Source organism: Jiangella ureilytica, from assembly GCF_004348545.1.
Lineage (GTDB): Bacteria > Actinomycetota > Actinomycetes > Jiangellales > Jiangellaceae > Jiangella > Jiangella ureilytica.
This window is the reverse complement of the sequence record NZ_SMKL01000118.1, coordinates 1-11,595: the sequence shown is the minus strand read 5'-3', so window position 1 is coordinate 11,595 and position 11,595 is coordinate 1. Positions and strand designations below refer to the sequence as shown.

9 protein-coding genes are annotated in these 11,595 nt (G+C 70.9%); 2 read left to right on the top strand and 7 right to left on the bottom strand.

Annotated elements, in window-relative coordinates:
* Positions 1–539: 539 nt before the first annotated feature.
* From tyrS to E1212_RS28140, 7 genes are all read right to left on the bottom strand, one after another.
* The gene (tyrS, locus tag E1212_RS28170) at positions 540–1,817 is read right to left on the bottom strand and encodes a tyrosine--tRNA ligase (protein ID WP_131988712.1); all 1,278 of its coding nucleotides are present in this window, start codon (positions 1,815–1,817) and stop codon (positions 540–542) included.
* Positions 1,818–1,895: 78 nt separating this feature from the next.
* Complete coding sequence (locus E1212_RS28165) at positions 1,896–2,528, bottom strand: DNA-3-methyladenine glycosylase (protein WP_131988710.1); 633 nt, start codon at positions 2,526–2,528, stop codon at positions 1,896–1,898.
* A 58-nt stretch (positions 2,529–2,586) separates the two neighbouring features.
* Positions 2,587–3,729, bottom strand: coding sequence for a mandelate racemase/muconate lactonizing enzyme family protein (locus tag E1212_RS28160; protein WP_131988708.1), 1,143 nt, complete (start codon positions 3,727–3,729; stop codon positions 2,587–2,589).
* Between the two features lie 30 nt (positions 3,730–3,759).
* Positions 3,760–4,626 (bottom strand): carbohydrate ABC transporter permease, encoded by an 867-nt coding sequence (locus E1212_RS28155; RefSeq protein WP_131988706.1) that lies wholly within the window; start codon positions 4,624–4,626, stop codon positions 3,760–3,762.
* Positions 4,623–5,633, bottom strand: coding sequence for a carbohydrate ABC transporter permease (locus E1212_RS28150; RefSeq protein ID WP_131988704.1), 1,011 nt, complete (start codon positions 5,631–5,633; stop codon positions 4,623–4,625). The genes E1212_RS28155 and E1212_RS28150 overlap by 4 nt, the downstream gene beginning before the upstream one ends.
* 57 nt (positions 5,634–5,690) lie before the next feature.
* Positions 5,691–7,136 carry an ABC transporter substrate-binding protein gene (locus tag E1212_RS28145; protein ID WP_162605662.1) on the bottom strand — a complete coding sequence of 482 codons (1,446 nt, stop codon included), beginning with the start codon at positions 7,134–7,136 and terminating at the stop codon, positions 5,691–5,693.
* A 17-nt stretch (positions 7,137–7,153) separates the two neighbouring features.
* The gene (locus E1212_RS28140) at positions 7,154–9,085 is read right to left on the bottom strand and encodes a glycoside hydrolase family 127 protein (RefSeq protein WP_131988700.1); all 1,932 of its coding nucleotides are present in this window, start codon (positions 9,083–9,085) and stop codon (positions 7,154–7,156) included.
* 175 nt (positions 9,086–9,260) lie between these two features.
* Here E1212_RS28140 and E1212_RS28135 point away from each other — a divergent pair, with 175 nt between their 5' ends.
* Positions 9,261–10,283, top strand: coding sequence for a LacI family DNA-binding transcriptional regulator (locus tag E1212_RS28135; RefSeq protein ID WP_131988698.1), 1,023 nt, complete (start codon positions 9,261–9,263; stop codon positions 10,281–10,283).
* Positions 10,284–10,800: 517 nt separating this feature from the next.
* The coding region (locus E1212_RS28130) for an IS110 family RNA-guided transposase (RefSeq protein WP_162605661.1) at positions 10,801–11,595 on the top strand (795 nt) is incomplete at its 3' end.

Genomic DNA, 11,595 nt, shown 5'->3' with positions numbered 1-11,595 from the left:
CGGTAAGAGATGACTGCATCACCAAAGGAACCCCAAACCAACACCACAAAAGGTGCCAGCCCAAGGACACAAACAATTGGCATCAACAAAACATCATCAGGCACACTGTTGAGTTCTCAAAAATCGGACGCACCCACATGACACCCGCAAAGGAGTCGGCGTGGGACGCTTACGATCCGGTGTGGATCTTCTTCGGTCAACGCCCGGCGACCCTACCATCAGGTGGATCTTCCCGGCGGACGGTCCTGGAACCAGGACCCCTGCCCGAAGCAGTTCCTTAACCATACTGCGTCTGGTCCGTCGAGACAAACCGTTTCGCAGATCCCGCCACCGCCCCGATCGGACCCGGACATGGGCCGTCTCAGCGAGCTGAGGTGGTGGGTGACTCTGCGGGCCGGCCGCCGTTTCCGGCGTCCCGCTCCCCGTGAGCCGAAGAGAAACCTACGGTCCCGGGGAGCGGGAGTCAAATCCAGATCCGGCCGATCGCTGTGACGGCCGTCTCACCCGCATTTGTGCAGGTCAGCACGCTCAGCGGCAAGTCACGCGAGCTCGACGCCACCCACGGTCCGCTTGCCTCGCCGCAGCACCAGCCACCGTCCGTGCAGAAGATCATCGCGACCGGGACGATCGTCCGGCGACGTCCCCGGATCGAGCCGCACGTTGTTGACGTAGGCACCGCCCTCGGAGATGGCTCGCCGGGCTGCGGAGCGGGAGTCGACGAGCCCCGACCGCACGAACAGGTCGACGTACGACGGCAGCTCCTCCCCCGCCTCCACCATGGGCGCGCCGGCCTCGTCGAGCGCCGCCTTCACCACGCCGGCGTCGAGCTCATCCAACGAGCCCATGCCGAACAACGCCCGCGACGCGGCGATGACCTGCTCGGTCTCCTCAGCCCCGTGCACCAGCGTCGTGACGTCGGACGCCAGCGCCCGTTGCGCCGACCGGGCGGCGGGCTTGTCGGCCACCTCCTGCTCCAGCGCGGCGATCTCCTCGTGCGAGCGGAAGCTGAACACCTTGAGGTACCCGATGACGTCGCGGTCGTCGGCGTTGACCCAGAACTGGAAGAACGCGTACGGGCTGGTCATCTCCGCATCGAGCCAGACGGTGCCGGTCTCGGTCTTGCCGAACTTGGTGCCGTCGGCCTTGGTGACGAGCGGTGTAGCCAGGGCGTGCACCGACTGCCGCTCGACCCGGTGGATGAGGTCGACGCCGCTGGTGAGGTTGCCCCACTGGTCACTGCCGCCGGTCTGCAGGACGCAGCCGTAGCGCCGGTGCAGCTCGAGGTAGTCCATGCCCTGCAGGATCTGGTAGCTGAACTCGGTGAAGCTGATGCCCTGGTCGCTGTTGAGCCGGGCGCTCACCGTCTCTTTCGCCAGCATGCGGCTGAGCCGGAAGTGCTTGCCGATGTCGCGCAGGAAGTCGATGGCCGACAGCGGCGAGGTCCAGTCGAGGTTGTTCACCATGCGGGCCGGGTGCGCGCCGTCGAAGTCGAGGAGCGGCTCGATCTGCTTGCGGATGCGCTCGACCCAGCCGGCGACGGTGTCGCGGTCGTTCAGCGAGCGCTCGCTGGTCATCTTCGGATCGCCGATGAGCCCCGTGGCGCCGCCGACCAGCGCGAGCGGGTCGTGGCCGGCCAGCTGGAGCCGTCGCATGGTGAGGATCTGCACGAGGTTGCCGATGTGCAGGCTCGGCGCCGTGGGGTCGAACCCGCAGTAGTAGGTGACCGGACCGGCTGCCAGAGCGGAGCGCAGCTCCTGCTCGTCGGTGGACAGCGCGATGAGCCCGCGCCAGTGCAGCTCGTCCAGGATGTCGGTCACGGTCGGTCCCGGTCCCCTCGTGGGTGGTCGAATGACAGAACGCACCCATGATTCCGCACCCCAGCCGAGCGAGGCCAATCACTTCCGCCGCTTGGGCACGTGCGGCCGGTACGGCGACACCGTCGGCTCCCCGTCGAGCCAGAACCGCCACGGGAAGCCGACGCCGTCGCCGCCCGGCCCGCTCACCCCGACCCGCGGTCCCGTGCGCACCCGCTCCGGATCGACCGGCGCGCCCGGCAGCAGCACGGTCGGCGACCCCGGCGCACACAGGTCGGCGCCGTTGTCGGAACGGCCCAGCCCGAGCGCGGAGACCAGGCGGGCCGGCCCGCGGGCGTACTCGCGCGGCGTCCGGGCGGACAGCCGCCGCGTCGCCGCCAGCGCCGAGCCCTCGATCACCTCACCCCCGCGCAACAGCACCGCTGTCGCCGTTCCCTCGACGTCGCACACCACGTTGGCACAGAAGTGCATGCCGTACGTGAAGTAGACGTACAGGTGCCCGGCCGGCCCGAACATGACCTCGTTGCGCGGGGTGCGGCCGCGGAAGGCGTGCGAGCCGGGGTCGTCGGCACCCTGGTACGCCTCGACCTCGGTCAGCCGCACCGCCACCGTCCCGTCGGGCGTCGTATGCCGCAGCACGCAACCGAGCAGGCCGGGGGCCACCTCGAGACCGGGCCGGGACAGGAACTCGCGCTCGATGCTCGCCGTCTCCACCGAAGCAGTATCGACGACGGCGTCAGCTCACCTCCGCCTGTGGTCGTTCAGACGCCGCCTACTGGTCGATCACCGAGCCGTCGGCGTGCAGCCGCGTCTGGATCTCCCACGGCTTCGGCGGGGCCGCCTCCTCCGCGCCGTCACGCAGCGTGACGCCGATGCCCGGCACGTCGGGGATGGTGAGGAAGCCGGCGCCGTCGTACCCGTAGGCGCGCTCGACGATGTCCTTCTTCGGGAACTCGTCCTCGCCGAGCGGGTACTCCTGCAGCACGAAGTTCGGGACGCTGGCGGCGATCTGCAGGCAGGCCGCCGTCGACACCGGGCTCAGCGGGTTGTGCGGGATGACGCCGACGTGGCGGGCCTCGGCCAGCGCGGCGACCTTCTTGGCGCCGGTGATGCCGCCGACGAGGCAGACGTCGGGGCGGACGTACTGGACGGCGTCGCGGCGCAGCAGCATGTCGAACTCCCAGATGCTGGTGAGCCGCTCCCCCGTCGCGATCGGAATGTTGATCTTGTCGGCCACGTAGGCCATCTCGTCGAGGTTGTCGGGCAGCACGGGGTCCTCGATGAACATCGGGTGGTACTGCTCGATGCCCAGCGCGACCTGAACGGCCTCCGTCGGGGTGAGCCGGCGATGGATCTCGATGCACAGGTCGACGGTGTCGCCGACGGCCTCGCGGTACTGGCGGACGGCGTCGACGGCGCCCCGGACCTTCTGCGCGTGCGTCTCGAAGTACGGCTCGGAGAAGGGCTCGTCGAGGAACGGCGTCAAGTGGCCGACGGCGGTGAACCCGGCCTCCTTCGCGGCGACGACCCCCTCGACCAGCTCCTGGCGCGTCGAGCCGAAGACGTGCCCGTAGGCCCGCGCCTTCGAGCGCACCTTGCCGCCGAGCAGGTCGTACACCGGCGTCTCGTAGTGCTGGCCCTTGATGTCCCACAGCGCGATGTCGATGGCGCTCAGCGCGCCCATGACCGCCGAGCCGCCGAAGTGGCTGGAACGGTACATGTACTGCCAGTGGTGCTCGATGAGCAGCGGGTCCTTGCCGACGAGGTAGCGGCCGAGCGCCTCGACCGCCCCCGCCGACGCCTCGAGGAACCCCCACGCACCGGACTCGCCGAGCCCGGTCAGGCCGGTGTCGGTCCGAACCTCGACCAGCAGGTAGCGGTCGAGCAGGAGGGGACGAACATCGGTCACGATCACGGTGTCTTCTCCACGGGTCTGCAGAACGGGTCAGTCCTTCACCGAGCCGGACGTGAGTCCTTCGGTGAGGAAGCGCTGGGCCAGCGAGAACGCCACGACGACGGGGATGGTGATGACCACGCAGCCGGCCATGAGCACCGTCGTCGGCGTGCCGACGTTCGCCTCCAGCTGGTTGATGCCGAGGGCGACGGTCCACGAGTCGCGGTCCTCGACCAGGAACAGCAGGGCGAACAGGAACTCGTCCCACGCCGACATGAACACGTAGATGCCGACGGTGGCGATGGCCGGCGCCGACAGCGGGACGATGACGTGGCGGATGACGCCGAGCCGGGAGGCGCCGTCGATGCGCGCCGCCTCCTCGATGTCGACGGGAACGCTGCTGAAGTAGTTGCGCAGCATGTACAGCGCCAGCGGCAAGGTGTAAGCGAAGTAGATGATGATCACGGCGGTGAACGACGGCCGCATGCCCAGCCGAGTGAACATGACGAACAGCGGCACCGCGAACACCAGCGGCGGGAACAGGTACACCATGAGGATCGAGGCGTTGACGAACGACGCGCCCCGGTAGCGCAGCCGGGCGGCGGCGTACGCCGCGAAGATGCCGAACGTGAGCGACAGGACGGCGGTGACGCCGGCGATGTACGCGCTGTTGCCGATGAAGCCGGCGAACCCGAAGCCGCCGTCCTCGCGGCCGGACAGGATGCGCGTGTAGCCGCCGAGGTCGATCTCGGACAGCCGCGGCAGCAGCCGGCCCGGCTCGTTGAGCAGCGACGACACGGGCCGGAACGACAGCCCCAGCATGACCAGCAGCGGGAACCCCGTCAGGCAGACGAAGAAGACGATGCTGACCCAGCGGGCGATGCGGAAGAACCGTTCCTCGAACGCGTGCCGGCTCATGTCTGGTCCCTCCTCGCCTGCCAGCGGACGTACACCGTCAGGACGACGAGCATCACCGCGGCGAGGATCAGCGACAGCGCCGCCGCCGCGCCCGGGTTGCTCCGCCCGATCAGCCACTCGTAGATCTCGATCGAGATGACACGCGTGCCGGCGCCGCCGCCGGTGAGCAGGTAGATGTTGGTGAAGTCGTTGAAGTTCCAGATGAACCGCAGCAGGAACAGCACGGCCAGCACGCCGCGCAGCGCCGGGAACGTGACGTGGCGGAACTGCTGGCTGATGGTGGCGCCGTCGATGGTCGCCGCCTCGTACAGGTGCTTCGGGACGGCCTGTAGCCGCGCGTAGATGAAGATGAAGGCAAACGGGAAGTAGCGCCACGCCTCGAACGCGATGACGGTGCTGAACGCCAGCGGGACGGTCCCCACCAGCGGCAGGTCGATGCTCTGCTGGCCGAAGAAGTCGACGCGCGTCCAGCCGAACCAGTCCTGCCCCCAGGCGTTCACGATGCCGTACTGCGGCGACAGCATGGTCCGCCAGACGAACGCCGCGGCCACCACCGGCAGCACGTACGGCACCAGCAGCAGCGCCTTCACCGCGGTCCGGCCGCGGAAGGGCCGCCGCATCGCCAGCGCCGCCCACAGGCCGAGCAGCAGCGACAGCACGGTCCCGGCCAGCGCGTAGACGACGGTGCGCCCGACCGTCGACCAGAACTCGCGCTGCCCCGTCACCAGCCGGAAGTTGTCGAACCCGAGCTCGGCCTGGAGGAACCCGAACGGCGTGAAGTTGCGAAGCTCGATCAGGCGCAGGCTCTGCAGGCTGATCGTGACGTTCCACAGCACCGGCAGCACGACCAGGACGGCGGTGGCGAGGATCGCCGGGAGCAGGAGCAGGTAGGCGAAGCGGGCCTCGCGGCGGCGCGACGGCGAGGGCTTGCGGTCGCGCCGGCCGCCGCGGGGCGTGGCGCCGCCGGGCCGGCCCGATCCCGGCGGCGCCTGTGTGGTGGTGGTCATCCGGGTTCCGGCCTCCTGAACCTCAGCTGAGAAGCGCACTTCGGCTAGCTGACGGGGTCAGCCGGCGGACTCGATGAGGTCGAGCTCGTCGGTCAGCTTCTGCTGGACGTCGGCCGCGGCCTCCTCGGGCGTCAGCACGCCGTTCTGGACGTCGCCGACGGCGGCCGGGATGGTCGTGAGCTCGTAGAGCACGCCGACCAGCTCGCCGAAGCCCTGCCGGATGCCCCAGGCGTCGAAGTTCTGCGCGCCGTCGACCAGCTCGGTGACGGTGTCCTCGCCGTAGTACTCGACGAGCGTGCCGTCGCGGTCGACGCCCATGTTGAGCTCCTGCCAGGCGTCGACGAACTCCGTCGGGCTCTCCGGGGTGCCGGTGCGCATGGGGATCATGCCGTTGGGAACCTGCGCGAGCCACTCGGTGTAGCCGTCGCCGACCAGGTACTTCACCAGCTCCTGGGCGTTCTCGGTGTCGGCGTCGACGGTGATGCCGAGGTTGCTGATGCGGCCGTACTGCGCGCTGTCGCCGTGGTAGCCCTCGATCTCGGAGACGATGCCGGTGTTGGTGGCGAGGTAGCCGGGGTCGGCGGCGCACTCGGCGCAGTTGGCCAGCTCGGCGTCCTCGAGGCCGGCGAGGCGGTGCAGGGTGAACGGGCCCTGCGGCATCATGGCGGCCTGGCCGGCCAGGTAGGCGGCGCGCTGGTCGACGCTGTTGAACGTGCCGGCGGGCGCGTAGTCGGTCAGCAGCTCGTTGTAGAACTCGAACGTCTCGACGCAGCGCTCGTCGTCGAGGGCGAGCTCGTCGTCCTCGCCGATGAGCTGGCAGCCGTTGCCCAGCGCGAAGTGCTCGAAGATCTGCTGCGTCACCTGGTGGCCGGGGTCGTTGCCCAGCACGATGCCGTAGCGCTGGTTCTCGGGGTCGTGCAGCGCCTCCGCGGCGGCGAGGATGTTCTCGAACGACGTCGGCGGCTCCAGCCCGGCGGCGTCGAACCAGTCCTTGCGGTAGTGCATGATCAGCCCCCAGCCCGAGGTGGGGACGGCCGCGACGGTGCCGTCGACGGTGGCGAACTCCAGGCCCGCCTCGCGGAACGTCGACGGGTCGAGCTCGTCGACGACCTCCTGCGCGGCCTCGGCGTCGAGCAGCCCGTCGGCCAGCCAGCGGCTCGTCATGACCATCGGGTGGTCGACGACGTCGGGCAGCGTGCCCGAGGCGGCGTTGGTGATCATCTGCTGCGGGACGGCGGTCTCCTCGACGGTGACCAGCTCCACCTCGATGCCGGTCTGCTCGGTGAACCGCTCGAGGTTGGCCTCGGTGCGGGCGACGCGGTTCGGCTCGGACTCGAGGGTCCAGAACGTCAGCGGCTCGGCCGAGTCGCCGCCGTCGCCGCTGCCGCCGTCGGTGTCGTCGCCGCCACCACACGCGGTGACGGCGAGCGTGGCCGCCGCCGCGGTCAGGGCCAGGACGAGGCGGCGCCGGGCCGGCCGGCGTCGGGTCGTGGAGAGAGGCATCGTCGGGTCTCCGTTCATCAGGGTCGTCGGGGTGAGCGGGGCAACCAGACGCGCATGGCGCCGTCGTCGCGGTTGTCCCAGAGGTGGTAGGGCACGGCCCGGGCGGTGACCCGGGCGCGCACGGCCGGGGCGGCCGCGTGGGTGGCGCCGTAGGGCAGGCCGGTGCGGGGCGGCGCGGCCAGGACGTCGGCCGCGGCATCGACGACCATGACCGGCCCGGGCAGCCCGAGGCCGCTCTCGCGGTGCGTCGTCAGGGTGGCGCCGGCGGTCAGCGCGAGATCGTCGAGCGTGACGCCGGCGGGCTGGTCGACCTGCTCGAAGCAGTACACGAGCGGTCCGCGCTCGACGGCGACGGTGCCGCGCAGCGCGTCGAGACGGTGGTGCGGGTAGGTCAGCCGCGGCGCGACGTCGAGATCGAGCTCGACGACGTCGCCGGGGCGCCAGGCGCGGTCGACGATGAGGTAGCCGCGCTCGTCCGGTCCGACGCCGGCCGGGGTGCCGGCGACGGTGAGCGCGGTGCGGCCCGGGGCGCTCCAGGCGGGCAGCCGCAGCTCGAGCCGCCAGGGTTCCGCCGGGGTCCGGTCGACGGTGACGCGGATGCGGCCGTCGTCGGGGTACTCCGTCGCGACGGTGAGCCGGACGCCGTCGCCCGTGTCGATGACCGCGGGCACGAACAGGTGCAGCTGGACGCCGTCGCCGCTGGTGGTGGCGGCGTAGTGGCCGAGCGAGCCGATCAGCCGGGCGCCGTTGGGCGGGCAGCACGCGCACCGGAACCAGGGGCGGCGGCGCCCACCCTTCGGCGGCGGAGTGGAGTCGGGGCGGCGCTGCAGCGGATTGACGTAGAAGAACCGGTCACCGTCGACGCTGGTGCTGGCCGCGACCGTGTTGTAGAGGGTGCGTTCGACGAGGTCGGCGAACCGCGACTCGCCCGTGGCCAGCAGCAGCCGCCAGCTCCAGTGGATGCTCGCGACGGCGGCGCAGGTCTCGTTGTACGACTGGTCGGGCGGCAGTTCGTCACGGTCGCCGAACGCCTCGAACAGGTGCCGCGAGCCGTGCCCGCCGGTGAGGGCCGTCTTGTGCGCGACGGTGTCCTCCCAGCGGCGGATCGAGGCGGTCAGCAGCTCCTCGTCACCGGTCTCGACCGCGACGTCGACGACGCCGGCCTCGAGGTAGAGGGCGCGGACGGCGTGGCCGTTCAGCGTCGTGGCGGTGCGGACGGGCTCGTGGTCGACGAGGTAGACCGAGCCGCGGTCGCTCTGCCCGGCATGGCCGTGCCCCCGTCGTTCCACGAACTCCGAGGCCTGGTCGAGGTAGGAGCGCTCGGCGGTGTGGCGGTAGAGCTCGACCAGCGCGGTCTCGATCTCGGGGTGGCCGTCGAGGTCGCGGCGCCCGCCGCGGAGGAACTCGGCGACGACGTGGTCGGCGACCCGGCGGGCGACGGCGAGCAGCCGGGCGTCGCCGGTGGCGCGGTCGAGCGCGACGGCGGCCTGGATGAGGTGGCCGTAGCAGTAGAGCTCGTGGCTGGAGACCAGGCCGGCGTAGCGGCCGTCCGGCGCGGTGAGCTGGATCCAGGAGTTCAGGTAGCCGTCGGGGCGCTGGGCGCGCTCGAGGACGCCGGTCAAGTGGTCGATCGTCCGGTGCAGGTCGTCCGGTCCGTGAGCGGCCAGCTGCCAGGCGACGGCCTCGAGCACCTTGGCGACGTCGGAGTCGGCGAAGTGCATGCCCTGGAACTCGCCCTCGGCCTCGCCCGCGGCGATCTCGAGGTTGCGCAGCGTCCCGGTGCTCTCGACCAGGGCGACCGCCGTCGGGACGGTGACCTCGCGGGTGCGGCGCTGCCACTCCCCCGCCAGGCCGCCGGTGATGCGCACCTGGCCGACGCCGAGCGGACGGAGCCTGACGGCGGCCGCGGCAGACGGCGCCACCGGCCCGGCCGGCGTGGGCTCACTCATGGGTGCTCCGCTCTCGGAAACTGTTTTCCTGCACGTCGTAAGGATGTATGGTGCACTTTCGGAATAGGTTTTCTGGCGGCACGCTAGTGTGCCTCGCCAGACTCGTCAAGCGCAGCCAGAATGAGCGGATCGATGCGGCGGGCCGGCTCGCCGACCTGGGAAGGGGTGATCGACGGTGTCGCAGCGGGTGCCCACCGTCCGCGATGTCGCCGCGCGGGCCGGCGTGTCGGTCGGGACCGTGTCGAAGGCGCTGAACAACCGCGGCCAGTTGCGCGAAGAGACCCGGGCCCGGGTCGTCGCCGCGGCCCGTGAGCTGGGGTTCAGGCCCAACTCGCTGGCGCAGGGCCTGCAGTCCGGCCGCACCTACACCGTCGCCGTCATCACCACCGACCGCTTCGGCCGGTTCGGCAACCCGCTCATGCTCGGCGTCGAGGACGCCCTGGGCGCCGACCGCGTCTCCGTGTTCCTCTGCGACACCCGCGACGACCCCATCCGCGAGCACCACCACGCGGAGACCCTCGACGAGCGGCGGGTCGACGGGATCATCGTCGCCGGGCGCCGCAAGCAGACCCGGGCCCCGCTCGCCGTGGCGTCGGGTGTGCCGGTGGTCTACGTGATCGCACAGTCCAGCGACCCGTCCGACTTCTGCGTCACGACGGACGACGTGGGCGGCGGGGTACTCGCGGCACGGCACCTGCTGGCCAGCGGGCGGACCCGCATCGGTCACATCACCGGCCCCGAGCGGTTCGCCGACCCGCGCGAGCGCGCCGCCGGGCTGTCGTCGGTGCTCGATTCGGCGGGACTGGATCTGGCCGGCGGGCAGGTGTTCTACGGCGAGTGGAGCGAGGACTGGGGCCGCCGGGCGGCCGAGATGCTGCTGCACGCCGCGCCGGACACCGACGCGATCTTCTGCGGGTCCGACCAGATCGCCCGCGGCGTGGTCGAGACCCTACGCGACCGGCGGCTGCGGGTGCCCGGCGACATCGCCGTGGTCGGGTTCGACAACTGGGAGCCCATGGCCGCGGGCTGCCGTCCGCCGTTGACGACGGTGGACCCGAACCTGCGCGAGGTGGGCCGGGTGGCGGCGACCCGGCTGCTGGACATGATCGCCGGCCGCCCGGTCGAGGGCGGTGTCGAGACGGTGCCGGCGTGGTTGATGCTTCGCGAGTCGACGGGGGTGCGGGAGGCGGGTGCTTGAGGTGCTGCCGGCGGCCGTTCGTCGGGTTTGCCCAGGTCGCCAACCCAGAGACCCCCCGGCCACGGCTCCGCGAATGACCACGTTCACCACCCGATTCCCTGCTGAACGAGGCCTGCGGGCCTGGTGAAGCGGAAGATCTCCTCGTGAAGCACGCCGGCAACCGCTGACCGACGTCCGCGACGGGCCATCACGAGGATCACCCGCGCCACAACAGGTCTACAGGCCTCGTTCAGCAGGGAATTCCCTGCTGAACGTGATCTCTCTGTCAGGGTTCTGCTACCGGGCGCTGTTCGACGGGGCGGGGCCTGGCGTGGTCGCCGGGTGACTCCAACGTGATCTGCCCGCTGTGTGTGGCTTCGGTAATGACGTGTCCATGGTGATCACGGGTGAGAGCCCGGCCGGGAGTGACTTGATAGAAGCCTGGGGTTCACGGCCCCAAGAGAGGTTCGTCCACCCGGTCCGGGCTCTCGCGATGGTCCGCCCGTCACGTGGCATTGCGAGCAGAAACGGACGTCTCATGGTGACAGTGGGGATCGACCCGCACAAGCAGACACACACCGCGGTGATCATCGACGAGGATGGTCGGCGGTTAGGGAAGGCGCTGACCGTGCTCGACGACCCCGCCGCGGTGGCCAAGCTGCTGGCCTGGGCGGGCAAGCACGCCGCCGGGGCGCCGGTGACCTGGGCGATCGAGGACGGGCGTGGCTTGGCCCGGCGGCTGGCCACCGCGCTGGCCGCGGCCGGGGCGTGCGTGGTGTGGGTGCCGGTGCGGCTGATGGTCGCCGAACGCCACCACACCGGCCCGCGGGGCAAGTCCGACCCGCTGGATGCCCTGGCGGTCGCGAAGGCCGCGGTGAACCCGGACAACGCCCGCTACCTGAGCGCGCACCGCCTGGACGAGCCCGGCGCCGAGCTGGCGCCGCTGGTCGAGCACCGCGACGACCTGGTCGCCGAACGGACCCGGCTGATCAACACGATGCGCTGGCGGCTGCACCAACTCGCGCCCGGGCTGGAACCGGACTCGCTGACCACCCGTAGAGCACCGCGCGAACTAGCTGCACGACTGGCCACGCTCGACGACAGTGCGCTGCGGCGGGTCTTGCTGGCCAACTGCGACCGGCTCGAAGCCCTCACCGGCGACATCAACACCCTCGACCGTGAGCTGGCCGAGCACACCCGCCGGATCTGCCCGGCCCTGCTCGCAGTGCCCGGCGTCGGCCCGATCGTGGCCGCGACCATCCTGGCCGAACTCGGCGACCCCACCCGCATCCACGACGGCGCCGCGCTGGCCCGCATGGCCGGCACCGCCCCG

What these genes read in the sequence shown, in the direction of transcription:
- E1212_RS28140 (WP_131988700.1), bottom strand. Translation starts at nt 9,085, where the DNA reads ATGAGTGAGCCCACGCCGGCCGGGCCGGTGGCGCCGTCTGCCGCGGCC.
- E1212_RS28150 (WP_131988704.1), bottom strand. Translation starts at nt 5,633, where the DNA reads ATGACCACCACCACACAGGCGCCGCCGGGATCGGGCCGGCCCGGCGGC.
- E1212_RS28155 (WP_131988706.1), bottom strand. Translation starts at nt 4,626, where the DNA reads ATGAGCCGGCACGCGTTCGAGGAACGGTTCTTCCGCATCGCCCGCTGG.
- E1212_RS28145 (WP_162605662.1), bottom strand. Translation starts at nt 7,136, where the DNA reads ATGCCTCTCTCCACGACCCGACGCCGGCCGGCCCGGCGCCGCCTCGTC.